The sequence below is a fragment of the Sinorhizobium sp. 22678 genome (genome assembly GCF_052044265.1).
Classification (GTDB): domain Bacteria; phylum Pseudomonadota; class Alphaproteobacteria; order Rhizobiales; family Rhizobiaceae; genus Sinorhizobium; species Sinorhizobium meliloti_A.
This window is the reverse complement of the sequence record NZ_JBQEMS010000007.1, coordinates 83,073-108,773: the sequence shown is the minus strand read 5'-3', so window position 1 is coordinate 108,773 and position 25,701 is coordinate 83,073. Positions and strand designations below refer to the sequence as shown.

At 61.8% G+C, this 25,701-nt stretch carries 26 protein-coding genes; 11 read left to right on the top strand and 15 right to left on the bottom strand.

From position 1 onward, the window contains the following. Positions 1–158: 158 nt before the first annotated feature. From ACTJKL_RS12770 to ACTJKL_RS12755, 4 genes are all read left to right on the top strand, one after another. The gene (locus tag ACTJKL_RS12770) at positions 159–1,703 is read left to right on the top strand and encodes an MFS transporter (RefSeq protein WP_440853026.1); all 1,545 of its coding nucleotides are present in this window, start codon (positions 159–161) and stop codon (positions 1,701–1,703) included. Between the two features lie 91 nt (positions 1,704–1,794). Then, positions 1,795–2,748 carry an SDR family oxidoreductase gene (locus ACTJKL_RS12765; RefSeq protein ID WP_440853025.1) on the top strand — a complete coding sequence of 318 codons (954 nt, stop codon included), beginning with the start codon at positions 1,795–1,797 and terminating at the stop codon, positions 2,746–2,748. Positions 2,749–2,868: 120 nt separating this feature from the next. Beyond that, positions 2,869–3,318: a hypothetical protein gene (locus tag ACTJKL_RS12760; protein ID WP_440853024.1), complete on the top strand. Its 450-nt coding sequence runs from the start codon at positions 2,869–2,871 to the stop codon at positions 3,316–3,318. Between the two features lie 89 nt (positions 3,319–3,407). Beyond that, positions 3,408–4,025, top strand: a complete 618-nt coding sequence (locus tag ACTJKL_RS12755) for a TetR/AcrR family transcriptional regulator (RefSeq protein WP_338279858.1) — start codon at positions 3,408–3,410, stop codon at positions 4,023–4,025. Between the two features lie 108 nt (positions 4,026–4,133). Here the strand turns inward: ACTJKL_RS12755 and ACTJKL_RS12750 are convergent, their stop codons facing one another. The 8 genes from ACTJKL_RS12750 to ACTJKL_RS12715 form a co-directional block, all read right to left on the bottom strand. Next, positions 4,134–4,592 carry an SRPBCC family protein gene (locus tag ACTJKL_RS12750; protein ID WP_324764728.1) on the bottom strand — a complete coding sequence of 153 codons (459 nt, stop codon included), beginning with the start codon at positions 4,590–4,592 and terminating at the stop codon, positions 4,134–4,136. Positions 4,593–4,635: 43 nt separating this feature from the next. After that, positions 4,636–5,166, bottom strand: a complete 531-nt coding sequence (locus ACTJKL_RS12745) for an SRPBCC family protein (protein ID WP_324764727.1) — start codon at positions 5,164–5,166, stop codon at positions 4,636–4,638. Next, on the bottom strand, positions 5,163–5,489 hold the full coding sequence (locus ACTJKL_RS12740) for an ArsR/SmtB family transcription factor (RefSeq protein ID WP_100673531.1): 327 nt from the start codon (positions 5,487–5,489) through the stop codon (positions 5,163–5,165). The genes ACTJKL_RS12745 and ACTJKL_RS12740 overlap by 4 nt, the downstream gene beginning before the upstream one ends. A 171-nt stretch (positions 5,490–5,660) precedes the next feature. Beyond that, positions 5,661–6,575: an SMP-30/gluconolactonase/LRE family protein gene (locus ACTJKL_RS12735; RefSeq protein ID WP_440853023.1), complete on the bottom strand. Its 915-nt coding sequence runs from the start codon at positions 6,573–6,575 to the stop codon at positions 5,661–5,663. A gap of 14 nt (positions 6,576–6,589) precedes the next feature. After that, the gene (locus ACTJKL_RS12730; RefSeq protein ID WP_440853022.1) at positions 6,590–7,537 is read right to left on the bottom strand and encodes an ABC transporter permease; all 948 of its coding nucleotides are present in this window, start codon (positions 7,535–7,537) and stop codon (positions 6,590–6,592) included. Continuing rightward, on the bottom strand, positions 7,534–8,481 hold the full coding sequence (locus ACTJKL_RS12725; protein WP_440853021.1) for an ABC transporter permease: 948 nt from the start codon (positions 8,479–8,481) through the stop codon (positions 7,534–7,536). The genes ACTJKL_RS12730 and ACTJKL_RS12725 overlap by 4 nt, the downstream gene beginning before the upstream one ends. Next, entirely contained in the window at positions 8,478–9,926 is a 1,449-nt protein-coding gene (locus tag ACTJKL_RS12720; RefSeq protein WP_440853020.1) for a sugar ABC transporter ATP-binding protein, read from the bottom strand. Before ACTJKL_RS12720 ends, ACTJKL_RS12725 begins: the two co-directional genes overlap by 4 nt. Positions 9,927–9,998: 72 nt before the next feature. Then, the gene (locus ACTJKL_RS12715; protein ID WP_026168754.1) at positions 9,999–11,015 is read right to left on the bottom strand and encodes an ABC transporter substrate-binding protein; all 1,017 of its coding nucleotides are present in this window, start codon (positions 11,013–11,015) and stop codon (positions 9,999–10,001) included. Between the two features lie 273 nt (positions 11,016–11,288). Here ACTJKL_RS12715 and ACTJKL_RS12710 point away from each other — a divergent pair, with 273 nt between their 5' ends. After that, entirely contained in the window at positions 11,289–12,536 is a 1,248-nt protein-coding gene (locus ACTJKL_RS12710; protein WP_440853086.1) for a sensor histidine kinase, read from the top strand. Beyond that, complete coding sequence (locus ACTJKL_RS12705) at positions 12,533–13,255, top strand: response regulator (RefSeq protein WP_440853019.1); 723 nt, start codon at positions 12,533–12,535, stop codon at positions 13,253–13,255. The genes ACTJKL_RS12710 and ACTJKL_RS12705 overlap by 4 nt, the downstream gene beginning before the upstream one ends. 186 nt (positions 13,256–13,441) lie before the next feature. On the opposite strand, the gene ACTJKL_RS12700 is transcribed toward ACTJKL_RS12705, so the two are convergent. The 6 genes from ACTJKL_RS12700 to ACTJKL_RS12675 all read right to left on the bottom strand — a co-directional run bounded on the left by ACTJKL_RS12700 (position 13,442) and on the right by ACTJKL_RS12675 (position 18,697). Continuing rightward, the gene (locus ACTJKL_RS12700) at positions 13,442–13,708 is read right to left on the bottom strand and encodes a hypothetical protein (protein WP_440853018.1); all 267 of its coding nucleotides are present in this window, start codon (positions 13,706–13,708) and stop codon (positions 13,442–13,444) included. Positions 13,709–13,849: 141 nt separating this feature from the next. Continuing rightward, on the bottom strand, positions 13,850–14,026 hold the full coding sequence (locus ACTJKL_RS12695; RefSeq protein ID WP_440853017.1) for a hypothetical protein: 177 nt from the start codon (positions 14,024–14,026) through the stop codon (positions 13,850–13,852). Positions 14,027–14,286: 260 nt separating this feature from the next. Continuing rightward, entirely contained in the window at positions 14,287–15,024 is a 738-nt protein-coding gene (locus tag ACTJKL_RS12690; RefSeq protein ID WP_003525223.1) for an ATP-binding cassette domain-containing protein, read from the bottom strand. Continuing rightward, positions 15,024–16,043 carry an ABC transporter permease gene (locus tag ACTJKL_RS12685; protein ID WP_018096437.1) on the bottom strand — a complete coding sequence of 340 codons (1,020 nt, stop codon included), beginning with the start codon at positions 16,041–16,043 and terminating at the stop codon, positions 15,024–15,026. Before ACTJKL_RS12685 ends, ACTJKL_RS12690 begins: the two co-directional genes overlap by 1 nt. A gap of 69 nt (positions 16,044–16,112) precedes the next feature. After that, complete coding sequence (locus ACTJKL_RS12680; protein WP_440853016.1) at positions 16,113–17,063, bottom strand: sugar ABC transporter substrate-binding protein; 951 nt, start codon at positions 17,061–17,063, stop codon at positions 16,113–16,115. Between the two features lie 119 nt (positions 17,064–17,182). Beyond that, positions 17,183–18,697 (bottom strand): aldehyde dehydrogenase family protein, encoded by a 1,515-nt coding sequence (locus ACTJKL_RS12675; protein ID WP_440853015.1) that lies wholly within the window; start codon positions 18,695–18,697, stop codon positions 17,183–17,185. 118 nt (positions 18,698–18,815) lie between these two features. Here ACTJKL_RS12675 and ACTJKL_RS12670 point away from each other — a divergent pair, with 118 nt between their 5' ends. Beyond that, complete coding sequence (locus tag ACTJKL_RS12670; protein WP_440853014.1) at positions 18,816–19,517, top strand: GntR family transcriptional regulator; 702 nt, start codon at positions 18,816–18,818, stop codon at positions 19,515–19,517. 148 nt (positions 19,518–19,665) lie between these two features. On the opposite strand, the gene ACTJKL_RS12665 is transcribed toward ACTJKL_RS12670, so the two are convergent. Further along, positions 19,666–20,280, bottom strand: a complete 615-nt coding sequence (locus tag ACTJKL_RS12665) for a TetR/AcrR family transcriptional regulator (protein WP_440853013.1) — start codon at positions 20,278–20,280, stop codon at positions 19,666–19,668. 128 nt (positions 20,281–20,408) lie between these two features. Here ACTJKL_RS12665 and ACTJKL_RS12660 point away from each other — a divergent pair, with 128 nt between their 5' ends. The 4 genes from ACTJKL_RS12660 (at position 20,409) to rnk (ending at position 25,249) form a co-directional block, all read left to right on the top strand. After that, positions 20,409–21,875, top strand: coding sequence for an MFS transporter (locus ACTJKL_RS12660; protein WP_440853012.1), 1,467 nt, complete (start codon positions 20,409–20,411; stop codon positions 21,873–21,875). 148 nt (positions 21,876–22,023) lie between these two features. Continuing rightward, positions 22,024–23,016 (top strand): PQQ-dependent sugar dehydrogenase, encoded by a 993-nt coding sequence (locus ACTJKL_RS12655; RefSeq protein WP_440853011.1) that lies wholly within the window; start codon positions 22,024–22,026, stop codon positions 23,014–23,016. Positions 23,017–23,162: 146 nt separating this feature from the next. Next, on the top strand, positions 23,163–24,509 hold the full coding sequence (gene gdhA, locus ACTJKL_RS12650; protein ID WP_440853010.1) for an NADP-specific glutamate dehydrogenase: 1,347 nt from the start codon (positions 23,163–23,165) through the stop codon (positions 24,507–24,509). A 317-nt stretch (positions 24,510–24,826) separates the two neighbouring features. After that, on the top strand, positions 24,827–25,249 hold the full coding sequence (rnk, locus tag ACTJKL_RS12645; protein ID WP_100673516.1) for a nucleoside diphosphate kinase regulator: 423 nt from the start codon (positions 24,827–24,829) through the stop codon (positions 25,247–25,249). The last annotated feature ends 452 nt before the right edge of the window (positions 25,250–25,701 follow it).

Sequence of the window (25,701 nt, the reverse complement as noted above, 5' to 3'; positions counted from 1 at the left end):
ACAGTCGTGCCTCCGCAACGCCGGCAGGTCCTGTTACTCAATGCAAGCCATCTCGCTCGATTCCAGCGACCTTGGATCAAAGCCGCCCGTCCTGGAAATTGATACTTGTCAACGGCTGCGATTCGGGGAAATCTCCGCCGGCTTCCCGGAGGACGACCATGGCCGAGACTAGTCACACGCCTGAGCAGGCAAGCCGCCGTGAGTGGGTTGGCCTGTGCGTCCTGTCGATCGCATGCCTGATCTATTCGATGGACCTGTCGGTGCTGTTCCTCGCGGTGCCAGCGATCGTCGCGGACCTCGATCCTTCCGCATCGCAACTGCTCTGGATAAACGACATCTATGGCTTCATGGTCGCGGGCTTTCTCGTGACCATGGGAACGCTGGGAGATCGAATCGGGCGGCGACGGGTATTGCTGATGGGCGCTTTTGCTTTCGGCGTCGCATCGGCCTTCGCGGCTTTTGCAAACACGCCGGAGCAACTCATTCTGGCAAGGGCTCTGCTTGGCATCGCGGGTGCGACGATCGCGCCCTCCACTCTGTCGCTGATCGTCAATCTCTTCAAAAACGAGGCGGAGCGAAACAGGGCGATCAGCATCTGGGGCACGGCCTTTGCGCTGGGCGGCCTCGTTGGCCCCCTCATCGGCGGAATTCTGCTACAGCATTTCCACTGGGGATCGGTTTTTCTGATCAACATACCAGTCATGCTCTTGCTTCTGGCCGTCGCCCCGTTTCTGCTGCCGGAATACAGGAACAATGATGCCGGCCGACTGGATCTGTTGAGTGTCGTGCTTTCGCTCGCGACGGTTCTGCCGATCATTTACGGCTTCAAGCATATGGCTGCCGACGGTTTCCAGCTTGCCCAGGTCGGCTATATCGGACTGGGGCTTCTGGTCGGCCTCCTGTTTGTGAGGCGTCAGCGACGCCTCAGCGACCCATTGGTCGACCTCGCGCTCTTCCGGGTGCCAGCCTTTACGGCCTCGCTGATGGTAAACCTCGCCGGTGTCTTCTTCGTCTTCGGCGTCTTCCTGTTTCAGAACCTCTTCCTGCAGCTTGTGCTCGGTCTGTCGCCATTGAAGGCTGCGCTCTGGTCCGCGCCATCGGCCTTCGTCTTCGCAGTCATGTCTTTTCAGGCCTACCGTTTCACCAACCGCTTCGGACCCGTCAGAACCGTGCTAGGCGGGCTTTTGATCAATGCGGCGGGAGCTGCTGCTATGGCTGTAGCCGCCTACGCCGAGAGCTTGATCGGGATCCTTGGCTCCAGCATGATCATCGGCTTCGGCTTCGTTCCTGTCGTCCTCACCACGACCGGCCTGATCGTGGGAACTGCACCGCCCGAACGGGCAGGCTCGGCTTCGGCCATATCGGAAACGAGCGCAGAATTTGGAGGCGCACTGGGAATCGCGGTGCTCGGCAGCTTGGCGACCCTGGTCTATCGTATGGCGATGAACCGCGCCGACCTGAGCGGCCTCGATCCCGTGCAAGCCGAGGCCGTTTCTGCTACCCTTGCCGGCGCAGTCGAGACAGCTCGGTCGATGCCGGGTTCAACGTCAGCCGTCTGGCTTGAGACTGCGAAAAGCGGCTTTTCACTTGGTTTCTCCATATGTTGCGTCGTCGCAACGGTGACGCTCCTTCTTCTCGCGATCGTCGCCCGGCGGGTATATGCCAGCGCACACATCGATGAGAGCACATTGGCCTCTCATTAGGTCACGATGATTTAGGAATGGCGAGGATGCGGTCTCGCCCAAACCTTTTGGCCTCGGCGGCGTTTATCCTCCTCAATCGAAGGAGGCATCAATGAAATCCGAAACCGGGCAGAAACAGCGCGACATCCAGAAGCAGGTTGAAGAGGCCGACAAGAAGGAAAAACCGAAGGCCTCAGGAGCCATGCAGGCGGGCGCTCGCCGTTATCCGGAGCCGCCATTTCCGAAGGTGCATCAGGACAAGCCGGGCTCAGAGGCTGATCTTCCCGTCGCGCCAATGTACGATGCCCCGTTTTACAAGGGTTCAGACAAGCTGAAGGACAAGGTGGCGCTGATCACGGGGGGTGACTCCGGCATCGGTCGGTCGGTGGCGGTCCTCTTTGCCCGTGAAGGGGCGGACGTCGCCATCGTGCATCTCGACGAATCTCAGGACGCAGACGAAACAAAGGCTGCTGTGGAACAGGAGGGACGAAAGTGTCTTGTGATCAAAGGCGACGTCAAGGATGCGAGCTTCTGCCGAAAGGCAGTGGAAAAAACGGTCATGCAGCTTGGACGCCTCGACATCCTCGTCAACAACGCCGCCTTCCAGGTCCACACGCGTGACATCGAGGATCTGACCGACGAACACTTCGACGAAACGCTGAAGACGAACCTCTATGGCTACTTCTACATGGCAAAGGCCGCTATTCCGCATTTGAAGAACGGCTCGGCGATCATCAACACCGGGTCCGTCACGGGCCTTACCGGCTCGAAGGAGCTGCTGGACTACTCCATGACCAAGGGTGGAATTCATGCCTTCACCCGCGCTCTTTCGGGACATCTCGTTCCCAAAGGGATCCGCGTGAACGCCGTCGCGCCCGGCCCGGTCTGGACGCCTCTCAATCCATCGGACAAAGAGGCTGAAGATGTGGAGAAATTCGGCTCCCAAACGCCGATGAAGCGTGCGGCGCAGCCAGAGGAAATTGCTCCGGCCTACGTCTTTCTCGCCTCTCCGCAAACGTCGAGCTACATCACCGGCGAGATTCTTCCGATCGTCGGCGGTTACTGATCTCGTCCTGTAGTTTCAGCGCTGCGGCGGTCACTGCCAAATCGCTTCTATACGCTGTCGTATTGACGTGGTCGCGGCGGCATAGTATACGCCACCGTATACTGAACATGGATCAGCACAATGAAATCGGATGCAGGAGTCAATCGCCTTCAAGATGGACGCGCCGGCCGTAGTGCACTTCTCATGGCATCCGCAGTCAATGCAGTTGCCGCCATTTACCACATCATTGGCGGGACGCCCGAGGTGATGTACCCCGTCTACTCGGCCAATCTGCCACCCGCCTCCGCCGGTGTGCTCGACATCTTGTGGTACCAGATGGCGGCGCTGATAGCGGGCGGTGCCGTGGCCACGTTGGTGGCGGCATTCCGTAGCGACTGGCGCTGGCCGGTAGCCTGGATAATCGGAGGCCATTTCCTGGTGGTCTCGGGTATTTGCCTGTTCTTCACCTTTGTCTGGTTCGGGAACCCATGGGGCCTTATTCAATGGGCGATCTTCGGCCCCGTAGGCCTCATCCTATTTTGGGCGGCCGCCCGGCCGGCGGAAACCGGAGCCGGCGCTCCAACCCTTTGAAACGACGCACTTCCGGGCGGAAAAGCGTTACACACCTTCCTGGATGTGCCCTAGCTTCGGCAGACGGGACGAAGCGTGAGGCGGGTCGAATGGCAGATAGACGAGATGGTCCAACAAAGGCCGATTGGGTCGCAGCCGGATTATCTGCTCTGACAGCCGGAGGCATTGAGGCGGTCAGGGTGGAGCGTTTGGCCGTGATTCTTGGCGTGAGCAAAGGCCCGTTCTACTGGCGCTTCAAGAATAGAGGTGAGCTTCTCCAGGCGATCATAGAGTTTTGGAAGCGTGACTTCACCGCCAATCTAATCGAACAGACAAGTCACTTCGATACACCGCGTGAACGCTTGGAGGCGTTGGCAGAACTCGCCGTCGTATCGACGTCTGGTGCTTTGGACGTCGCGAAAACAGAGTGCGCGCTTCGGGCGTGGGCGGCACGGGACCCCTTGCCGAGGGCGGCAGTGCGGGAGGTGGACGCGATGCGCACGAAACACCTCACGGAGGAGTTCAAACTTCTTGGTGCGCCGCACCCACTGGCGGAACAACTTGCAAAGGCCATCTACCTGGCACTCTTGGGGCTTTATACGGTTCGCCAATACACGCCAGAGCTCGCCGACGAGCAATCATTTCTGACCGGCGTGAGGATCGCGCTCGACGCTGCACAGATACAGTCTCATTCGACCGACGTCAGCGCGGCGGAAAAACAGGCTTGAGCCAGACATGTAAACACAATTTTCCTTCTCTGACCGCCAAATCGCCTTCTGGTCGTCGACCGAGATAGCTCAGGCAGTTGCGGGCCGGCCCGACATGGTGATCCGCGATCAAAGGTCTACGGGCCACGCCCTTGTCTCTTCCAGCGGGTAGCCCGTCTCAAGAAGGGATTTGACGCTGGCGAAGAGATGAGGCCATCCCTTTGACATAGCAGCGATAGCAACGGAGTTTTCCACTTCGGATTCTTGGATGACCGTCAGCTTTACCGACGTGCCGATCTCTTCGAGGACGTAGCTAACCTTGGAATGCCCCTCCTGGCGGAGCTCGTCATGAAGTTCGTCGCGCCAGGAAATCACAAGCTTGTTCGGCCGATCCGCCTCAAGGACCTCTCCCGAATCCGCTGTCCGCCCATCCGGAGCAACCAGCCGCCAAGGAGAGCCCCGCGACCAGTCGCTTTCTTGCCAAGTGCCCGCCCAATACTGACTGGTAACCTCCCTGGCAGTAAGGGCTTGCCAAAGAAGGTCAGGGCTGCAGCGGATGTAGGTGGAATATGTGAAACGTTCCTTCATCGGCCGGTTCCTTTCGGTGCTATTCGGCGAGAGCCGGAAATCGTCACGCCTCAGAACCGAGCGCCCTCTCCATTTCACGCTGGGCTTCGGCGTGAAGGGCCCAAAAATCAGGGATGCTTATTCCAGCGAGCCGTTTCTCAAGAACTGCAAGATGCGCGTGCCAGCCGCCACCGAAGTCGAGCGCGTCCTTAGAGCCACGAAGGCCGGTGTGGGTCAGGACTAGGCGCGTTGTTCCGCTGTCTATCTCGGTCAGCTCGAACGTGACTTCCCCCGCCTTACCATCCTCCCATGTGAAGGCCAGGAGCCGAGGTGGTTCATAGCGAATAATGCGTTCCTGCCAACGATGGCCGACATATGGCTTGTACCGGTCCGGCGTAGGAACGACCTCGTCCGAGAGACGGTCGTGATCCATCGTCAGCCCGAAGGCGCCGCCAACCTGCAGGTCCGTTGGACCCGACATGAACCAGCGCGCGCGCAGGTCTGGATCAACGAGGTACTGCCAAACGGTAGCGGCAGGTGCCGCCAGGATTCGTTCAAAGCGAAGCATGTCGGGCGAGATCTTGTCTGCAGTCATTGATTCTGCTCCTCCTTCAGGGCCTGTTCAAGCGCGTCCAGGCGAACGTTCCAGAACCGCTCCCACTGGGCGAGCCAGTCGTTCGCCTCTTTCAGATTTCCGGCGTTTAGCCGGCACATATTCTGGCGGCCAACCTTGCGCCGTTCGATGAGGCCGGCCCGCGTCAAGATCGCGACATGTTTTGCGGCGCCGGCGAGCGTCATCTGGTAGGGCCGGGCGAGTTCGCTGATAGGCTTCTCACCAGATGCCAAAGCGGCAAGCATTCCCCTCCGTGTGGGATCCGCAAGGGCAGCGAACGTCAGAGTCAGCTTTTCGTCAACCATATGGTTTAGTATTGCTGAAATGGAATAATGTCAACCGATTGGTTGAGTATCACAGGTTCGCATCTTCGCGGAAAACAGTTCCTTCGACATGAAAGGCGGTTCGACGGTCTGCCGCAGGCGGCACCGATAGTCGGCCGAAATTCTCGAGGAAAACCGTTACCGGGTATCGCTCTAAGGCACCTGGGAACCCGCCACGGCGACATAAAGTGAATAAAGCGAGTGGGTTGCCGCAATGAACAGGCGGTTGCGCCTTGGTCCGCCGAATGTGAGATTGGCGACCGTCTGCGGAACCAGGATCTTGCCGATCAGCTTGCCGGCAGGATCGAAACAGTGCACTCCATCTCCGGCGCTCGACCATACGTTTCCGTTCGCGTCCGTCCGGATGCCGTCCGGAATTCCTTTGTCGATGACGCAGAAGACGCGTCCGTTCGCGAGCCGTCCGCCGTTGGTCAAGTCGAAGGCGCGTATGTGCCGAGGGAGGCGGTCATCGTGACTTGCCGATGAATCCGCCACGTAGAGGGTCTTTTCGTCGGGCGAGAAGGCGAGGCCGTTCGGCTGGATGAAGTCCGTCACGACCGCCGAAAGCTCGCCGGTCTCCGGATCGAGCCGGTAGACGTTGCGCGTCGGCTGCTCCGGGTCTGCGCGATAGCCTTCGTAGTCGGACATGATGCCGTAGGTGGGATCGGTGAACCAGATCGTGCCGTCCGACTTGACCACGACATCGTTCGGTGAATTGAGCCGCCTGCCTTCGAAACGATCGGCGAGCACGGTAATCGAGCCGTCCACCTCGGTGCGCGTGACGCGGCGCGTGCCGTGCTCGCAGGAGATGAGCCGTCCCTGCCTGTCGCGTGTATGGCCGTTGGTAAAATTGGACGGCTCACGATAGACGGAAACGCCGCCCTCCGGCGTCCATCGCAGAATGCGCTGATTGGGAATGTCGCTCCACAGGAGTTGGTTCGCATCGTTGAACCAGACGGGACCTTCCGCCCAGCGGCAGCCGGAATGGAGCTCGTCGAGACCGGCGCTGGTCACGATCATCTGCCGGAAGCGCGGGTCGTGGATTTCGTAGATGGAGGCCTCGGCCATGACAGTCTTTCCGTTTATCGCATGCCCCGGCGACCGCCGGCGAGCATGATGACGCTGATGATGATGAGGCCGGTCATGATGAGGCGAATGCCTGCGCCGAGCCCATAGGTGTTGAGCATGGAGACCACGAGGAACATGAAGAGCGACGCGCCCCAGATGCCGGGTACGTTGGAATCGCCGCCGGCGACCGCTGTGCCGCCGATCACGACGACGGCAATCGACATCAGAAGATATTCCGCGCCCATGTTGAGCGCCGCGCCGCCGGAGAAGCAGGCGAGCAGATAGCCGCTGATCGAAGCGAGCACGGCGCAGAACACGTAGGTGACGAAGCGCGTTCCGTCGACCGGTATGCCTGCCATGCGGGCGGCCGGCATGCTCTGTCCGATCGCCGAAATCCAACGGCCGTAGATCGTCTTCTCAAGCAGGATCCAGGCGAGGACGGAGATCAGGAAAGCGACGATTGCCACGTTCGGCACGCCGAGCGTATTCGTGGTGGTGAATTCCGCAAGCACGCTCGGGGGCTTGATCCGAAGACCGCGGTTCGTCCAGATTGCGCCGGACTGGACGATGAAGCTCATGGAGAGCGTTGCGATAATCGGCGGGATGCGCAGCGCCTTGATAAGCGTATAGTTGCAAAGACCGACGCCAAGACCAATGAAGACGGCAAGGAGAAGACCGGGCAGGATTAGGCCGTTTTCGACGTTCATCAACTTCAGTGCCACCGTGCCGGCGAGCGTCATGGTTGCGGGAACCGAGAGATCGATGTTTCCGGGGCCGAGGGTGATGACGAACATCTGCCCGATGCCGACGATCACCGAGAAGGCCGCAAAGGTAAGCGCTGCCTGCGACAGTCCGATCGTGCCGGCGCCGCCCGTTACCATGATCGTCAGGAACCAAACGACGAAGGCAGCAAGCCACGACCAGACCCAGGGTTTGCCGAACTGGCGGACGAGCGCGTTCATCGGCGTTTCTCCCGCTTCTCGAAGCGGTTCAGCATCAGGCGGAGCGCGAGCACGATGATCAGAATCGCGCCCTGGGCGCCAATCTGCCAGTCCGGGGAGATGCGCAGGAAGGAGAGGAACGAGCCGGCAAGCGTCAGCGTCAGCGCCCCGATGACGGCGCCGACGGGAGAGACGCGGCCGCCGATGAATTCGCCGCCCCCGAGAATGACGCCGGCGATCGACAGCAGCGTGTAGCGCAGCGCGATGTTGGCATCGGCCGAGGTGGTCAGGCCGACGAGGGCGATGCCTGCCAGGACCGCGAAGAGGCCCGCGAGGGCATAGGCGGTCGCGCGTGCCGCGACGATCGACCAGCCGGCGCGCTCCACCGAGCGCTGGTTGCCGCCGACGCCACGGATCAGAACGCCGAGCGAGGACCGCTTGACGATGAAATGCGCAATGACGGCGATGATGATGCTGGCGACGATCGCCATCGGGGCCAGGGGCGGCTTGACGGTCATCAGCCACCGCACCCAGTCGGGCGCCTGCCCCCCCGGCGCCGGCAGCAACAGCACCGCAAGCCCGCCCCAGACGAAGCTCATCCCGAGGGTGACGACGATGGACGGCAGGTTTCGTAAATGGATGACGACGCCGATCGCCGCATAGGCTGCGACCGCGCCGGCGAGGATCAGGATGCCTATTGCCGGCGCGTCCCGCAGGAAAGTCGCGGCCACGCAGGCGACGAAGCTGACGAAGGCGCCCATCGAGAGATCGAGATCGTTCACCGCCATCACGAGCATTTGCGCGATCGTCGCGAGCGCGATCGGCACGGCCAGGTTGAACAGCAGATTTAGGCCGATATAGCTCATGGCGCGTGGTTGAAGCCAGAATACCGCAGCCAGCAGCAGCGACAGCGATAGAGCGGGAATGACAAGGCGAATGGCCTCGGAGGACAGGCGAAACGTCATGCGGCTCCCTCGAAGGAGGCGGAGATAATGTTTGTCTCGTTGACGGCATCGCCGGCGAGTTCGGCCGTGACGCGGCCCTCGCGGAACACATACACCCGGTCGCAGAGGCAAACCTCGTCCATTTCCGTCGAATACCAGATGAAGGTGCGGCCGCGCGCCGCCTCCTCGCGAATGATCGCGTAGACTTCCTGCTTGGTACCGACGTCCACGCCGCGCATCGGATCGTCCATCAGGACGATCGATGCGCGCGTGGCGAGTGCGCGGGCGAAGAGCACCTTCTGCTGGTTGCCGCCGGAAAGCGACAGGATGGGTTTGTCCAAATCGGGCGTGCGGATTTCGATCCGTTCTTTCCAGGTCGTTCCCCTCGTCTTTTCGCCGGCCTCGAGGACGAGGCCGCGGCGGGACATGTCACTGAGCGAGGCGATGGAGAAGTTTCGCAGGATGCTCCACAATTCGAAAACCCCGTTGAGGCGGCGGTCGCCGGCGACGAAGGTGACGAGCGGATTGCGCTGCGGCAGCCAGTTGCCGGACCGGGCGGCATGCAGCGCGAGGAGGAGCTCGGTCTGTCCGTGGCCAGCCAGGCCAGCGAGGCCGATGATCTCGCCAGTGCGCGCCGTGAAGGGAATACCCGCTGCCGGATGGGACAGAACGACCGGCGCCGCGGATTGGTCGCGCACCGGACGCTGTCGGGTTTCCGCCTTCGTGACGCTCCCCATTGCCTCCACGAGGCCGTGATGGTCGAAGCGGTGCGCCGGACGTTCGGCGACGACGCGGCCGTCCTTCATGACGACGATACGGTCGGCGGTTTCGAGGATCTCGTGCAGGATATGCGAGATGAAGATGACGGATCCGCCACCGGCGATGAAACGGCGGACATGGTCGAGCATCTGACGGGCGAGGCTTGCATCGAGCGACGATGTCGGTTCGTCCAGGATCACCAGCCGCGGGGGAGTGCCGGCATCGGAAAAGGCTAGAGCGATTTCGACCATCTGCCGTTCGGCGATCGAAAGATCTCCCACGGTCCGGCCGCTGTCGATGCCATGGCCGGGGAAGACGGCGTCGAGGCTCTTCTCGATGATCTTCGCAGCCCGCGAACGCCAGCCGAAACCGCCGAGAGCGCGATGTACAAGACGGGTGTTCTCGACGATGGAGAGGTTGGGGCAGAGGGACAGCTCCTGAAAGACGCAACGCACGCCCCGGTCGCGGGCGGCATTGATGCCGTAGCGTTCCTGCCGCTCGCCGTCACTCGTGACGGTTCCGTGGTGCGGCGTGAGGCCGCCATTGATCACGCTGACGATCGTGGACTTGCCGGCTCCATTATGTCCGACGAGCCCAACGCATTCGCCGGGCATGACACGAAGCGTGACGCCGTCGAGCGCCTTGACTGCGCCGAAGCTTACTTTGGCGCCGTCGACCGCAATGATCGCCTTCGCTACGTCGTCCATACTGCTCGCCATCATCTGCTCAACAAGACTGCCGCGCGGTCATCAACGGCCACGCGGCAGCCACCGGGAGATTTACTTTGCCGACTCGATGACCTTGATCGCGTCTTCCTGCGTGTACTCCACATTGGCGACGCCACCGGCCTGGGTATTGGCAAGGTTCGCTTCGAGATTGTCCTGATCTATGCGCAGGAAGGGAACGACGAGGTCCTTCTTGACCTCCTTGCCGTCGAGGATCTGCTGGGCGACCCAGAAGGCAAGGGTGGAAACGCCGGGCGCGATCGAGACCGACATGGTTTCATAGCCGTTCGCATCCTTCTGCTCCTTCCACCACTTCAGTTCATCCTCGCGATTGCCCATCACGATGATCGGCATCTTCCGGTCGGTCGCGGCGATCGCCTGCGCGGCACCGTAACCATCTCCGCCCTGCGTCACCACGCCGGCAATTTCAGGCAAGCTCGGCAGGATGCCGGCAACGGCCTTCTGCGCAACGTCCTGCGCCCAGTCTCCGTGCACGGAGCCGGCGATCTTGAACTGTGGGAACTGCTTGACGCCCTCATGGATGCCGGCCGAGATCTCGTCGTCGACGAATACGCCGGCAAGGCCGCGGATCTCGAGCAGATTGCCGCCGTCCGGAAGTTTGTTCGAAAGATACTCGACCTGACTGCGGCCCATTTCCTTGAAATCGACGGCGATGCGCCAGGCGCAGGGTTCCGTCACGATGCCGTCGAAGGAGACGACGGTAATGCCGGCATCGCAGGCCTCCTTGACCGCGCCGTTCAGCGCCGTCGGTGAGGCGGCGTTCAGCACAATCGCGTCGTAGCCTTGCAGGATCATGTTCTGGATTTGCGCGGCCTGTTCCGTTGCCTGGTTCTCGGCAGTGGTGAAGGCGTCGGCAGAAGCGACGACGCCGGCCTTTACAGCTTCCCCCGTCACCTTTTCCCAGCTCGTCAGCATGGCCTGGCGCCACGAATTGCCGGCATAATTGTTCGAAAGGGCGATCTTCTTGGCCGAGGTCTCGGCAAATGCGGAAGCCGGCATCGCGGCGCAAGCGATCGCGGCGGATGCCAGAAGCATCTTACGGATGGTCATGTCTCTCTCCCTCATGATCGCCTGGCAGGCGATCGCTTCACCCGCCCGGCCAATCGGGGTCGAGTGAGATTGTTCTTGCACTGAGCTTCCTCCTCTCAGTAAGGGCAGGATGCGGGAGATCGACGGGCCTGTACAGGCGCAAGGCGGCAAGATGTTTGCGGGTTTTGCGAAACAAGCTGCGGGTTTACGCAAGACGGCGGCGCTCCCGCGGGCGCTTACTGGCGAAGCGACTGCGGCGGGTTGAGGAGCCTGCCGCTTCTGGAGGAAACCATGATGCTGCATCCTGCACCCGCAGCCATGTTCGATCATTATCTCGGAATTTCCCGGTTGCTTGCGGGCCAGCTCGACTTTCGCTCGGCCATTCGCTCGGTCGCGGCAGAGGTCGCGCACATCATCCCGCACGACCATCTCGATGTCTGCGTGCTCCTCGAGGACGGCAACTATCACACCGCCTATGAGACGGGCATCGAGACCGCCTGGGGCGACCTTGCCGGCGCACCTGTCGTCAACAGTCCGATCCGCTCCCTTCTATGGGGCGACGTGGACTTCCTGCTGGCCGACGACGCAATGATCGACCCGCGCTTCCATTTCGAAGGCGCATTCAAGCGGCCGATCGTCGAACAGTCGCTGAGGAGCCGCCTGCATGTACCGATGAAGGTTCAGGGCGCGATCATCGCGGCGCTTTCATGTTCCTCGCAGGAAGCGGGTGTCTACACGATGGAGGACGTCGAGCGGGCCCGCATTATCGCAGACCTGCTTACGCCCTATTTCTTCGCGCTGCGGGCGGCAGAGCAAGCGCAACGGTCGGCGATCGTCGAAGCGGAAGCCCGTGCTCGCGAGGAGGGCCTGCGGCTGGGTGCGTTGAAACTCACCGAAGCATTGGAGCAGGAGCGCCAGCGCATCGGCATGGACCTGCACGACCAGACGCTCGCCGACCTGACGCGTCTCGCCCGCAGGATCGATCGGCTGTCGCGCAACGGCGAGGTGGCGCCGGAGGCACTGGAGCCCGTCTCCCGCTCCCTGCAGCATTGCATGCAGGACCTGCGGCAGATCATCGAGCAGGCAAAGCCCTCCGTTCTGCAGCTCTTCGGACTTAGCCAGGCGATCGAGCACCACCTGGACCGCTCGACTCGGGACGCGGGCTCCATCATCGAATGGGGCCTTGCCGACGAGACGAATGGTGCGCTGGAACGGCTGGAGCCGACCGTCGTCGTCGCGTTGTTCCGCATCGCTCAGGAGGCGATCAACAATGCGGTGCGCCACGCTGCTCCGCTTGCCGTCAAGGTGCGGCTCGACGCGGGCGACGACCGGTTGTCGATCGAGATTTCGGACGATGGAACCGGACTTGCCAAAACGCGGGGACGGATCGGCGAGGGAATCGACAACATGAAGACCCGGGCGCGACTGATTTCCGCGCGTTTCACGATCGGTCCGGGCCACAATAATCGCGGCACCGTGGTCCGCGTGGTGCTGCCGCTCGCGCCGCACGACGCGGGCTCAATCGAGGAGAGGGCGGAATGAAGGTTCTGATCGTCGAGGACGACCCGCTGCATCGCTCCTACCTGCATGAGGCGGTCAATGCAGCCCTGCCGGAATGCGACACTGTGATCGAGGCGGAAAATGGAACTGTCGGCGAGAAGCTCGCTCGCGATCACAAGTCGGCGCATATCGTCATGGATCTGCAGATGGCGAGCCGCAACGGCATCGAGGCGGCGCGCACGATCTGGAAGGAGCGGCCGGAGACCCGCATCCTTTTCTGGTCGAACTATTCGGACGAGGCGTATGTACGCGGTGTCTCGCGCATCGTTCCGGATGGAGCTGCCTATGGCTACGTCCTGAAATCCGCGTCCGACGAACGGCTGAAGCTTGCACTGCGCTCGATCTTCGTCGAGAGCCAATGCGTCATCGACCGGGAGGTGCGGGGTCTTCAGCAGAAAAGCCTTGGCCAGACGAACGGCTTCACCGATTCCGAATACGAGATCCTCGTCGATATCGCACTCGGCCTTACCGACAGGGCCATTGCCAGGCGCCGCGGCCTGTCGCTGCGCAGCGTACAGAATCGCCTCCAGCAGCTTTACGACAAGCTCGACGTCTACCAGGCCGCGAGCGACGACAATGACGACGGCCGCTTCAATCTGCGTGCCCGCGCCATCACGGTCGCCTTCCTGCGCAAACTCCTGAACTACAGCGCGCTGGAGCGGGCGGAAGCGGAACTGCAGGAGTGGTTGGACGGAAAATAGACTCGACAGGCAATGCGGAAGCTTCGACGATCGCAGCAGTTGAGATCGGGATCCGTCATCATACCGTGATTTTGTCTCCCTGGAGGAAAATCACAGTTCAGAGCCCGCCGACCCTGGAGGGAGCGAAAGCGGGCTCGTGACGGCGATCTTTCGCAGCGCGGCTTTCTAGATGATTGTGATGCTGCCTCAGTGGGGCCCGAGGCTGGAGAACTTTTGGCGCTCGCGAATGTAAGCGATGGCGGCCGCCTCGAGGCTCGTGCATTCCTCTTCGGATTTGAGCAGGGCGGCGTCGTCTTTTGATGCCGCACATCGCAGAACGTCGCGGCGCAGGCAGGCGTGCTCGTAAACTTCGCACAGCTTCAAAAAAGTGAGGTCGTGAATCATCCAAGCACTGTCGCGCACATCAGGTACCGCCAACAGCAGTCGAGCCATTCCAGCCTTCTGTACGTCCATTGTTGCGCCCTGTATCCATCGACGAGGTTAATGCGCAATGGCTGCTGCTGAAAAATGGTTCCATCAGTGCATCGAAGCGGTGGTTTCTCGATCATTGCAGGCAGAGCAACCAGAGCCGCATTACCTCGGCGGCAATGACGGTCATTCCGAGGTTGCTTCAGGCCTATCGCCGGGTTGGATCAATGTTGAATTCTGCTCGATCGGCATTGCCGCCAAGGTCCTGATGTCCTCGGCCAGCGCGGCGAGCTGTGCCGCGATTTCCAAGAGGTCGGAAGCAGAATTTTCCTCGTCTTTGTTTTTCATATCGCGGTCGTCCATGTCCCAATTCCCAGGCAGCGGGTGGTTGCACAGCCTCGCGAGGCAGGGTCCGCCGTGGAAATCACAGGACCTCAGTCTAGCAGGGCACCAAACCGAGTGCGGAATCTAGCATGTCGTCCGTTTACGACGATGGGACATTGGTCCGAGACCAAAGCGCCAAAGGTCCTACGCCCAAACCGGCTGTTAGGACGGAAGGGGAATCGCATTTGACCCTGGTTGGACTTTCACGGCATCTGCCTCTTCCTTTCGAGCAATCGGCATCAGGTGAGCACGACATATTCGGTCAGCTGGCTGATCGTCGTATCGGCTTTCTGCACGTCGAAGACCTTCGTGCCATGGCTCATGATCACGAACCTGTCGCAGACCTGATAGGCGTGGTAGAGATTGTGGGTCACCAGCACGCTCGAGACATTCTCCGCCTTGAGCTTCAGCACCTGGTTTAGCAACGCTTCCGTCTCGCGTACGGAGAGCGCCGAGGTCGGCTCGTCGAGGAGCAGCACGCGCTTCTTGAAATAGACGGCGCGGGCGATTGCGACCGCCTGTTTCTGCCCGCCGGAGAGGTTGCCGACGAGCGTATCCGGGGAATCGATGCCGGAGATGTGCACGGCGTTTTGCAAGACTTCCATGGCGATGTCGCGCATCTCGCGCTGCCGGAGGAAGCCGAAGCGATCCGTCAGCTCACGACCCATGAAGATATTGCGGGTAATCGAGAGCGAATCGACCAGCGCGGTGTGCTGATAGATCGTTTCGATGCCGGCATCGGCGGAATCCGAGCGGCAGGAAAAGGTCGTCTTCTTGCCGTCGACGCTGAGATAGCCGTCCGTCGGCTTGTGGATGCCGGAGATGAGATTGACGGTCGTCGACTTGCCGGCGCCGTTGTCACCCAAAAGGCCGACGACTTCCCCCTCGCCGATATGGAAGCTCAGATTGCGAAGCGCGGTCAGCGCACCGAAGCTCTTCGAAATGTTGTGCAGTTCGAGAAGATTGGGGGTCGACATCACGCAAGACCTCGCCGCTCGATGAGATGGTTGAAGATTGCAGCCAGCACGATCAGCGTGGCGATGAACATGTCGAGGTAGAAGCCCGGTGCCCGCAGGAGAAGCAGGACGTCGGTAATCGTGTGGATGAGCAGCACGCCGAGAAAGATGCCGATGATCGATCCGCGCCCTCCGCGCAGCGACAGGCCGCCGATGACGCAGGCGGCGATGGCCTGAAGTTCCAGACCCGCACCCTGCCCAGGCTGCACGCTGCCAACGCGGGCCGTGGCAAGAATGCCCGCCACCGCAGCCATGCCGCCCGCAATCGCAAAGGCAATCAGTTTGACGCGGCTGGTGTTGATGCCGATCGCCTCGGCCGCAGCGCGATTGCCACCGGTCGCGAAAACGTGGTTGCCGAAGCGGTGGCGGTGTAGCAGCAGGTGAAAGCCTATGACGAAGAGGACGATCCAGATGAAGGCGGCGTTGACGCCGAACAGGGTGCCGGAAAAGAGGCTGGTGAAGACCGGCTCCGGATCGAAACGCACCTGGACGGCACCGTTGTAGAGCAGCACCGCGCCGCGCCAGAAGAGGAGCCCGCCGAGTGTGACGATGAAGGACGGCAGACCAAAGCGCAGGGTGATATGGCCGTTGAGGGAACCGATCAGCAGGCCAGTCAGAATACCGATAGGTGCTGCGACGAAGGCGCTCAGCCCCGCATTGACGAGCGAGGCCATCAGCACGGCCGTGAACGTGTAGACTGAGCCGATGGAAAGGTCGAATTCACCGGCGATCATCAGTACGCCGGCTCCAAGCGCGAGGCATCCAAGCACGGGGATTGCCTTCATCAGGATCGTCAGGTTCTGCGGTGAGAGGTAGCGGAACTCGTCCGGATAGAGGAGCGCGCCGGCGATGCAGACGATCTGCAGGGTCATGAAGACGAGAAAGATCGCTCCCGCCGGCATGCCCATGATCTGCTTGAGGATGGATTGTCTCTGGGTCCGCGAGCGTGGCGCGGCACTTTCGGCTAGGACAGGAGTCACGGTCTGGCACCCGATCGTTGGGGAAGGGGGAACCGGCCGGCCGCGCCGGCAGGCTCCCTCGGAACGCGGTTAGCGGTAGCTGCCGATCAGCGGCTTGACCGAACCGATGCGCGACTTGTCTAGGAAGGCGCCCTGGCCCGTGTCGATGTCGGTTGGTGTCAGCCCGTATTTTTTGGCAAGCGCGATCTGGGCCATCGGGTAGTAGCCCTGCAGATAGGGCTGCTGGTCCATGGTCGCGTACATCGCGCCGGATTCCACCGCATTTACGATCTCGACCGCAAGATCGAAACCGCCGAAGGGAATGTCTACGCCGGCGTCCTTGATGGCGCCCGCGCCGACGGTCGAGGTGACCGAGCCGGTGCCGAACAGCGCCTTCACGTTCGGGTTGGCAATGAGGAATTGCGCAATGATGTTCTGCGCTTCGGCGGGGTCGAGACCGGCTCGAACCGTCTCCACCTTGATGCCGTTTTCGGTCATCGCCTTCTCGATGCCGCCGCCACGGGCGACCGCAAAGCTCGCTTCCGGAATTTCGCGCGGGTTGAAGACGACGTCGCCGGACTTAAGGCCGAATTCCTTGATCATCCGGTTGCCGAGCTCATAGCCGGAGGCAAGCTCGTTCATGCCGACATAGGCCTGGCGACAGTTGCCCTTGGCGCCGTCGAGATCATCGTTGTTGAAGCCGATGACGATGATACCGGCCTTGACTGCCGCGCAGATGCTCTCGTCGAAAGCATCCGAACTGGAGATCGCGACGGCGATGCCATCGACGCCGCTGGCCGTCGCGCTTTCGATCAGGTCGTTCTGGCGCACCGGATCGTTGTTGGCATACTGCACGTCCAGGTCGACGCCGAATTGGGCGGCGGCGTCTTGCGCTCCCTTCACCACCGGATTAAAGAACTGCACACTCGGATCGAGATAGATGATCATCGTTGCCTTGACGTCTGCGGCGAGCGCGCTCGACGTCAACAAGGTGGCAAGGCCCGCAGCCAGCGCCGCGGTTCTGAGCCTGGTCAGTTTCATTGCGTGTCCTCCCTTTGGATGTGCATTGCGGGTCGCAAGACCCAAGTCTCGGCTGGCGGGCTCCGACCAAAGATCACGCCAGCCGAGATATTCCTCCTCCCGACCCCGACTGCGGCCGATTATGTGAACCAGGGCGCGGGGCGCCCGAGCGTCACGTGGACGCCTTTGAACTGGGAATATTCGTCAAAGCCGTAGCGGCCGAGCTCGCGGCCCAGGCCGCTCTTCTTGTAACCGCCGATCGGCAGCTCCGGCGTGCCGTCGATCACGCTGTTGATCCAGCATCGGCCGGCGCGGATGCGGCGGATGCTCTGCAGCGCGGTTTCGAGATTGGTCGACCAGACGCTGGCCGAAAGGCCGAACTCGGTGGCGTTCGCCAGCGCTACGGCTTCGTCCGGGGTCTTGAAGGTCAGCGTTGAAAGCACGGGACCAAAGATCTCCTCGCGTGCGATCGACATGTCGGACGTGACGCCGGCAAAGACAGTCGGTGCATAGTAAAGGCCGGCCTCCCTGCCGGTCCTTTCGCCGCCGAGCAGCAGTTCCGCGCCAGATGCGATGCCGGCCGTCACATAGGAATGCACCTTTTCGGCATGCGTCTCCGAGATCATTGCGCCGATCCTGGTGCGTTCGTTCAGCGGATCGCCGAAAGTCACCTTGCGCGAGATGTCGAGCAGGCGCTCCATCAGCGCATCGCGGATGCCCTCCTGCACCAGAAGCCGGCTGCCGGAAATGCAGCACTGGCCGGCATTGTGGTAGACGCCATAGGCGACGCCGTCTGCCGCCGCGTCGAGATCCGCATCGGCGAAGACGATCTGCGGCCCCTTGCCGCCAAGCTCCAGCCCCACGCGCTTGACGCTGCGCGCCGCGATCTCGCCGAGCTTCGTGCCGACGCGGACAGAGCCGGTAAAGGCGACCATGTCGACGCTCGGGTCTTCGGCCAGCACCTGGCCGGCGGGGTCGCCATAACCGGTGACGACGTTGAACACTCCATCGGGAATGCCGGCTTCGCGCGCCAGCTCCGCCATACGGATCGACGTGCCCGAAGTGAACTCGGAGGGCTTCAGCACGACCGTGCAGCCGCTGCCGATCGCCCATGGCACGCGTTCCGACGCGATGATGAAGGGGAAGTTCCAAGGCGTGATGATGCCGACGACCCCGACCGGCTCGCGCAGGACAAGGCCCAAACGATCGTCGCCGATATTGTTGTGGGTCTGTCCTTCCAGCGCTCGGGCCTGGCCGGCGGCATAGGACCAGAGATCTGCGCAGAAAGTGATTTCGCCGCGCGCCTGCGCGATCGGCTTGCCGACCTCGAGGCTCTCGATCAGAGCCAGCTCCTCCTGTCTCTCGAGGATGAGGTCGGCGACCTTGAACATCAGGCGCGACCGCTCTGCGCCCGACATGCGCGGCCACGGGCCGGTATCGAAAGCCTTCCGAGCGGCCGCGACGGCCTTGCGCACGTCGTCGGCCGAGGCCTCCGGCCATGTGCCGACCGTGACGCCGGCGTGGCCGGGGCTCACCCGATCGATCGTCCTGCCTGAAGCGGCATCGACCGACTTGCCATCGACAAGCATCTGGTAGCGGGATTTAATACGCAGGCGGGGATCATTGGAATCGGGTGCGATGAAATTGGACAGCAATAGCGTTCTCAGGCCGGCCCGCGCGGTGCCAGCCCCTCCCTGTTCGTCCGGTTTGCCGGATTTCTGTTGCGCCTGAATTGTATGGTACTGTATGGTGGTTCAAATTGGATGTCAACGGATGACGGCGGCGAAAGACATGAACCTCGAATCCCTGAAGATCGACACCGGCGAAACCGCCGCGGCCCAAGTCGAGCGGGACTTGCGTGAATCCATCATCCGGCTGGAGCTCGCCCCCGGAATGCGGCTTTCCGAACAGGAAATCGCCACACGCATGGGCGTGTCGCGTCAGCCCGTGCGCGAGGCGCTCATCGCGCTGGGCAAATCGAAACTGGTGGAAATCCGGCCCAACAGGGGCACGGTCGTCGTGCGGATTTCAGCCAGACAAATGATGGAATCCCGCTTCGTGCGCGAGGCGATCGAAGTCGCGGTGGCGCGTCGGGCCAGCGAGACATTCGATAGCTGGACGCGACGCAAGATCGACACGATCCTCGCTCGGCAAAAGACGGCGAATGAGGCGAATGACCACAATGCTTTCCGCCGGGAGGACGAGCAGTTCCATATTGCGATCGCCGAGGGTGCAGGCTGCGGCCTCGCCTGGAACGCCATCTCCGACATCAAGGCACACATGGATCGGGTCTGCAACCTCCAGCTGCGCCATCCGGACTCGATGAAGAAACTGATTGCCGAACACGAGGCGATCATCACCGCCATCGACGCGCGGGATGCCGACGCGGCCGCGGCCGCCATGCGCAGCCATCTCAACGGCATTCTGGCCGACCTGCCGCAGATCGAGGCGGACAATCCAGACCTGTTCGAGTGACCGTTTTCCGGCGTCTTCCTTTGATCGTAGCCGACAAAAACATGCAGCAGATCAAAGCGCTACAGCGACTTTTGCCCGTCCGATAAGACGCGCGGTGCTGTTGCCGCTGCGGTCACCGTTCCCGGTCGGGCCTTGATACTCCAGGTGATCAACGATGACTTCTGTCGATCATCGCGACAATGGTCGCGAAAAGCTCCTCCTGCGCCTGCGCCGCCGTGATCTCCCCCGTAGAGGCGGCATCCGACAGGGCGTTAGCAGCGCCGAGCATAGCCCAGAACCCCGCCGGTCCGATGCCTCGCCGCCCCACGAAAGCCGCCAGTGCCCTTCGGCACTTCTCGATGAAAGCCAGTTGATAGTCTCGCTTTACTGCCTCCAACTCGGGGGAGCCCGCAAGGGCTGCGAGCACGTCGGGCATTTCCCGGCCCTGCGCGAGCACACAGTCGACGTATGAGGTTGCGATGACCTTGGCTCGATCTTCGAGGGTCGGGCCGCTCCCGTCGAGTGCGGCGTCGATCATCTCGGTCTGCCGGGCGTCAAAATCCCGATAGAGCGCTATCAGCAGGCCATTGCGCGTGCCGAAATGATCATAGACCACCGGCTTGGCGACAGCAGCTCCTTGCGAAAGCCTTGGGAGCGTCAGGGCATCCGAACCTTCTTCGCGCACAAGCTGCCACGCCACGTCGAGAAGCTGGCGCCGTCGCTGCTCGCGACTGAGACGGACACGCTTGGCGGGAGGCTGCATTTTCTTCGGCCTGCTTGGCATCGCTATATACCAAAAGTACCTTACCTGAAGTATATAGTAACTGCCCTTCAATCGCAACCATCCACCGGCCTCGCGCCGGCGGCCGACTCCGCATGCCTTCGCATGCGGTTCCCAGAGGATTTGTGCCCATGACCGATACTTCACTTCCACGCTCCGCCGATCGAACCGCATGGCTGGGCCTCATCGCCATTTTACCCCTGGTCCTGCTTGTGGCCATGGACGGCTCGATCCTTTATCTCGCCATGCCGCATGTCACTTCGGCCCTCCAGCCGACCGCTGATCAGGCGCTCTGGATCCTGGACATCTACGGCTTCGTGGTCGGATCGCTGCTGATCGTTTTCGGGAATATCGGCGACCGCTACGGCCGGCTGAAACTCATCATGACCGGCGCGGCGGTCTTCGGTGCAGGGTCGCTCGGCGCGGCCTATTCGCAAACGCCAGAGCTGCTGATCGCCTCGCGTGCCCTGATGGGGCTGGGTGGCGCAACACTCCTGCCGTCCGGCTTGGCCATCGTCAGCGCCTTGTTCCCCGATCCGCGACTGCGCGCTCAGGCTATCGGCATCTTTGCGGCCACTTTCGCAGCCGGCTTTGCGATCGGCCCGCTCATTGGCGGCATGCTGCTGCGGCAGTTCGCGTGGGGCGCCGTGTTTCTCATCAATGTCCCCGTTGTCATCGGCTTCATGATCGGCGCACCCATCCTGTTGCGGGAGGTGCGCTCGACCGTCGGCGGCAGCATCGACCTGGCGAGCCTCGTCCTGTCCTTTGCCGGCATCTTGCTGTTCACCTATTCGCTCAAGCATGCGGCCGCCTATGGCTTCACTCCGACACAAATCCTTGCCGGAGCCGCCGGCATAATGGCGCTGGCGCTATTCGTTCTCAGACAGACGAGACTTGAATACCCGCTGCTCGACCTCGGTCTCTTCCGCGACCGCATCTTCTCTATCGCTATTCTGACGGGCCTTCTGTCGCTGGTCGTGTGGTCTGCTGCCGGGTATCTGTCGGGCGTCTACCTGCAATCGGTGCTGGGCATCGATGTGTTCGCCGCCGCGCTGTTGACCCTGCCGGGCGCGATCGTGCTGACGGCGACCTGCGTTTGCACCGCCCGCATCGTCGAACGGATCGGCCGGAAGACCGCACTTGTGGCAACGCATCTGCTGATCAGCGCCGGCGCTTTCCTGCTGCTTTTCACGACGACCGAGGCAGGCATTGCGGTCTTCGTCGCCTCCACCATGGTCGCCGGCGTCGGATATGGATTGTCCTTCAGCCTTGTGGCCGACATCGCGGTTTCGGCGGTTCCTGCGAGCCGGGCGGGTGCGGCGGGTTCGATAGCGGAGACCAGCAACGAACTGGGCAACGCGCTGGGTATTTCTCTGCTTGGATCTTTGGCGACACTGAACTTCCGGCTATTCGGCCCCGGTGTAGCGGGGACGCTCGATGAAACGCTCGATCAGCCCGGACTTGCATATCAAAGCCTGATTCAGGCTCAGGAAGCGTTCCTCACCGGCATGCATGTCGCGATCGGCACGGGCGGTCTCCTGACGCTCGCAGTCGGGGTCTTGGCATGGGTCTGGCTGCCGAGCAGGTTGCCGGAATGATGTTCCCGTCGCGTCGCATGACGGTCCTGTTCGCCTCGACGAAGGAAAGAGGAGATCACTTCGCCGTGAGGCACGGGCTTCGGCTTGAAACGGGACTGCGCCGCTCCAATTCCGTTCCAGCAGATTCGCGTGCATTCGGAGGGTGGCGATGGGCCTCTCATTCCGGAAAGCCGGTTTTGTCGCGCTCTTCTCAGCCGTGGCACTCGCCTGCGGCCTGCCCCTCGGTACGGCGCGGGCGGAACTGCTCGCGCGCGTGCCGTCCGCACGCGAGATGGCGGTGTGCGGCGATGTATTGTTCGTCGGAACCAAGGGCTCCTCGGTCTATGCCCTGTCATTGACCGGCGGCCGCGCCCGCAGGGTCGCCTCCGGATTTTCCAATGCGAACGGCGTTGCCTGCTCACGCGGCCGGCTGTTCGTCGCTTCGGGAAACAGCATAACGGCTTTCGAGATCGGCCGCGGCGGCACTTTGAGCGGCAGACGCGTTATTCGGCGCGACCTGCCGAATTCGGGAGCCCACGGCTATCGTTATGTCGCCGTCGGCCCGGATTCCCGCCTCTATGTCTCGCTCGGATCACCCTGCAACATTTGCATTCCCCGCGGGCTGCAAGGTACGATCGTCAGCATGAACCAGGACGGGTCCGACCTTCGCAAAGTGGCATGGGGTGTGCGCAACTCTGTCGGCTTCGACTGGCGCGGCGGCACATTGTTCTTTACCGACAATGGTGCCGACAGAATGGGAGACGATGTCCCGCCCGATGAGCTGAACGCTTTGCGGCCCGGCGGCTTTTACGGCTTCCCCTATTTCGGAGGCGAGGTGCCGCTCACAGGGTTCGAGGACGCTACGCCGCCCGCGCGCCAGATTCCCCCTGTCTTCAATTTTCAGGCGCATGTCGCAGCGCTTGGGATTCACTTCTTCCGCAGCCTGGGCGGCGATGCTCTGGTGGCCCAGCACGGCAGCTGGAACAGGTCGGTGCCGGTCGGCTATCAGGTCGTGCGGGTCCGTTTCCGCGGCGGCCGCCCGGTCTCGGCAACCACCTTCCTCAGAAACGTCGGTCGTCCGGTCGACGTCAAGGAAGCGCCGGACGGGTCCATCCTCGTATCCGACGACGCCGGCGGCGCGATTCACATCTTCAGGCGATGACGCCCCCACGCAAAGGGAGTCGGGAGGTCTGAAGCGCCTTTCGCCTACTGGTGGTTGAACAACCGAAAATTGCTTATTCCCTAAATCACATCGTTCGGATATTGCGCCTGTGCCGATTGAGGTAAGACGGCGTTAGGAGAACCATTGTGAATGTCGACGAAAAACTGGAACCCATTCTAACCGAAGTCCTGAGGCGTAACGGAGGTGAACACGAGTTTCACCAGGCCGTGCGCGAGGTCCTGGAGAGCCTCGGGCGCGTGATAGCCAAACATCCCCGTTACGCCGAAAACGCGCTCATCGAGAGGATCTGCGAACCGGAGCGTCAGATCATCTTCCGCGTGCCCTGGGTGGACGACAAGGGCCAAGTCCAGATCAACCGGGGGTTCCGGGTTCAGTTCAACTCCGCACTCGGGCCGTACAAGGGCGGGATCCGGTTTCATCCTTCGGTGAATGTCGGAATCATCAAGTTCCTCGGCTTCGAGCAGACCTTCAAGAACGCACTGACCGGGATGCCGATCGGCGGGGGCAAAGGCGGCTCCGACTTCAATCCCAGGGGCCGTTCGGACGGCGAGATCATGCGCTTCTGCCAATCGTTCATGACGGAGCTTCACAGGCATCTCGGCGAATACACGGACGTTCCTGCGGGTGACATCGGTGTCGGGGGCCGGGAGATCGGCTACATGTTCGGTCAGTATAAGCGGCTTACCAACCGCTACGAGGCCGGTGTCCTCACGGGCAAGGCATTGTTCTACGGCGGTTCGCGCGCCCGGAAAGAAGCGACGGGCTACGGAGCCACCTATTTCGTCCAGCGCATGCTTGGAACCAGGGCCTTGGACTTCGACGGCAAACGGGTGACCGTCTCCGGATCCGGCAACGTAGCGATCTATACCATGGAAAAGGTGGTCGAGTTCGGAGGGAAGATCGTGGCGTGCTCCGATTCGAACGGATACGTTGTCGACGAGGACGGCATCGACCTTGAACTGGTCAAGGAGATCAAGGAAGTGCGTCGCGAGCGGATCTCGGAATATGCGCGACTGAAAGGCGCCGGGGCTCACTATATCGAAGCGGGCTCGATCTGGGATGCGCCCTGTGATGTCGCGATGCCTTCCGCGACTCAGAACGAGCTTACCGGGAAGGACGCAAGGGTATTGGTCAAGAACGGTGTTCTTGCCGTGGGGGAGGGCGCCAACATGCCTTCCACGCCGGAGGCCGTCCGCATCTTCCAGGAGGCGGGTGTGCTGTTCGCCCCGGGCAAGGCCGCGAATGCAGGGGGAGTTGCCACCTCCGCTCTCGAGATGCAGCAGAACGCCTCACGCGACAGCTGGACGTTCGAGCAGACCGAGGCGCGTCTTGCAACCATCATGCAGGCGATCCACGATCGTTGCGCCGAGACCGCAGAGGAATATGGAGCTCCGGGAGACTATGTCCTCGGAGCAAACATAGCTGGCTTTGCCAGGGTGGCCGAGGCAATGGATGCCCTCGGCGTGATCTGAGGCGCAGGGGGCGATAATGCCGCTCCGGCTGCGTGCCGCGGGTGCTTGCGCACTTGCGTCACCCGGCCGGGCGGCTTGACTTCCCTGATACCGCGGGCGATCATCCGGCCATGCTGACGAACCGCGACATATATCCGCCTAACGCTCTGGGGATCCGCCTGATCGCAGGATCGTAACCCGGATCCGGCCTCGTCGCCCGCCGGATCCTGGGTGAACGCGGTCAGCACAATTCTCGCTGACATGCGCGACAATCTTCCCGAATATTTCAACTGCATGCACGCGGAAATCCCGTGCCTGTTCCGGAGGTATCGCGAACGATGTCCAGCATCATGGTCTCCTCGAATCTGCCCCTGCCTTTCATTGGAGCGACGGACTATTCTCTTCTCAGCCGCCTGGCCTATCAAGCCTTGTCGAGGGACTTCGACATCGCCGCTGAACTGATCGAAAAGCTGGAGCGCCCTTGCGTTCTGCCAGACGACCAGGTGCCGCCCGACGTCATCAGGATAGGGTCCGTGGTCACTTGCGAGGTCGAGGGCGGAATTCGCCGGACTTTCTCTCTCGTCCATCCTGATGACGTCGATGCCGAGGAGGGGAGGATTTCCGTCCTGACGCCGGTCGGAGTGGCGCTTCTCGGTCTCCGGTCCGGACAGGCGGTCGAGTGGTTCTCTCGAGATGGGCAGAGAAACCGTCTGACGGTCGCTCGGGTCGAGGACGACGTGACGGGCGAACTCGCCCTCTGAGGCTTCCGGCGCTCAAAAGGACTCGATCGAGGACTCCATGCACTTGCCCGGTAGCAGAAAGCGGAAACCTAGAGGAGGTTGCCTCACCGCAGGCTCGTAGCCCTGTGTCGAACCGCTCGCGGTCGGCACAGGGAGTTCCTGTCTCGTCAGCACGAGCAAAGGCCGACCGCCATGGTTGCGCCGTTCGTGCCCCCATATTTGCTCGAGAGGGCAGGTCCCACGACCCGACGGAAGCTGGAGTGATGCGCAATGTCGAGAGAAGCTTTCTGCCAACTGACTGCAGGAGACCTAAACATCCTGATGTCCATGCTGGACGAAACCGGCCACACGGAATCCTTTACGATTCTACTGCGCGAGAAGTTGAACTACGCCAGCGTGTTCTTCCGTGAAGACATACCTGAGAATATCGTCACGCTGGACACGCAGGTAGCCTACACCGTCAACGGCGTGTG

What these genes read in the sequence shown, in the direction of transcription:
- ACTJKL_RS12745 (WP_324764727.1), bottom strand. Translation starts at nt 5,166, where the DNA reads ATGACTGCAGACAAGATCTCGCCCGACATGCTTCGCTTTGAACGAATC.
- ACTJKL_RS12710 (WP_440853086.1), top strand. Translation starts at nt 11,289, where the DNA reads ATGCTGCATCCTGCACCCGCAGCCATGTTCGATCATTATCTCGGAATT.
- ACTJKL_RS12750 (WP_324764728.1), bottom strand. Translation starts at nt 4,592, where the DNA reads ATGAAGGAACGTTTCACATATTCCACCTACATCCGCTGCAGCCCTGAC.
- ACTJKL_RS12715 (WP_026168754.1), bottom strand. Translation starts at nt 11,015, where the DNA reads ATGACCATCCGTAAGATGCTTCTGGCATCCGCCGCGATCGCTTGCGCC.
- ACTJKL_RS12770 (WP_440853026.1), top strand. Translation starts at nt 159, where the DNA reads ATGGCCGAGACTAGTCACACGCCTGAGCAGGCAAGCCGCCGTGAGTGG.
- ACTJKL_RS12680 (WP_440853016.1), bottom strand. Translation starts at nt 17,063, where the DNA reads ATGAAACTGACCAGGCTCAGAACCGCGGCGCTGGCTGCGGGCCTTGCC.
- ACTJKL_RS12730 (WP_440853022.1), bottom strand. Translation starts at nt 7,537, where the DNA reads ATGAACGCGCTCGTCCGCCAGTTCGGCAAACCCTGGGTCTGGTCGTGG.
- rnk (WP_100673516.1), top strand. Translation starts at nt 24,827, where the DNA reads ATGTCCAGCATCATGGTCTCCTCGAATCTGCCCCTGCCTTTCATTGGA.
- ACTJKL_RS12760 (WP_440853024.1), top strand. Translation starts at nt 2,869, where the DNA reads ATGAAATCGGATGCAGGAGTCAATCGCCTTCAAGATGGACGCGCCGGC.
- ACTJKL_RS12705 (WP_440853019.1), top strand. Translation starts at nt 12,533, where the DNA reads ATGAAGGTTCTGATCGTCGAGGACGACCCGCTGCATCGCTCCTACCTG.
- ACTJKL_RS12740 (WP_100673531.1), bottom strand. Translation starts at nt 5,489, where the DNA reads ATGGTTGACGAAAAGCTGACTCTGACGTTCGCTGCCCTTGCGGATCCC.
- ACTJKL_RS12755 (WP_338279858.1), top strand. Translation starts at nt 3,408, where the DNA reads ATGGCAGATAGACGAGATGGTCCAACAAAGGCCGATTGGGTCGCAGCC.
- ACTJKL_RS12690 (WP_003525223.1), bottom strand. Translation starts at nt 15,024, where the DNA reads ATGTCGACCCCCAATCTTCTCGAACTGCACAACATTTCGAAGAGCTTC.
- ACTJKL_RS12725 (WP_440853021.1), bottom strand. Translation starts at nt 8,481, where the DNA reads ATGACGTTTCGCCTGTCCTCCGAGGCCATTCGCCTTGTCATTCCCGCT.
- ACTJKL_RS12735 (WP_440853023.1), bottom strand. Translation starts at nt 6,575, where the DNA reads ATGGCCGAGGCCTCCATCTACGAAATCCACGACCCGCGCTTCCGGCAG.
- ACTJKL_RS12720 (WP_440853020.1), bottom strand. Translation starts at nt 9,926, where the DNA reads ATGGACGACGTAGCGAAGGCGATCATTGCGGTCGACGGCGCCAAAGTA.
- ACTJKL_RS12655 (WP_440853011.1), top strand. Translation starts at nt 22,024, where the DNA reads ATGGGCCTCTCATTCCGGAAAGCCGGTTTTGTCGCGCTCTTCTCAGCC.
- ACTJKL_RS12765 (WP_440853025.1), top strand. Translation starts at nt 1,795, where the DNA reads ATGAAATCCGAAACCGGGCAGAAACAGCGCGACATCCAGAAGCAGGTT.
- ACTJKL_RS12665 (WP_440853013.1), bottom strand. Translation starts at nt 20,280, where the DNA reads ATGCCAAGCAGGCCGAAGAAAATGCAGCCTCCCGCCAAGCGTGTCCGT.
- ACTJKL_RS12660 (WP_440853012.1), top strand. Translation starts at nt 20,409, where the DNA reads ATGACCGATACTTCACTTCCACGCTCCGCCGATCGAACCGCATGGCTG.
- ACTJKL_RS12670 (WP_440853014.1), top strand. Translation starts at nt 18,816, where the DNA reads ATGACGGCGGCGAAAGACATGAACCTCGAATCCCTGAAGATCGACACC.
- ACTJKL_RS12695 (WP_440853017.1), bottom strand. Translation starts at nt 14,026, where the DNA reads ATGGACGACCGCGATATGAAAAACAAAGACGAGGAAAATTCTGCTTCC.
- ACTJKL_RS12700 (WP_440853018.1), bottom strand. Translation starts at nt 13,708, where the DNA reads ATGGACGTACAGAAGGCTGGAATGGCTCGACTGCTGTTGGCGGTACCT.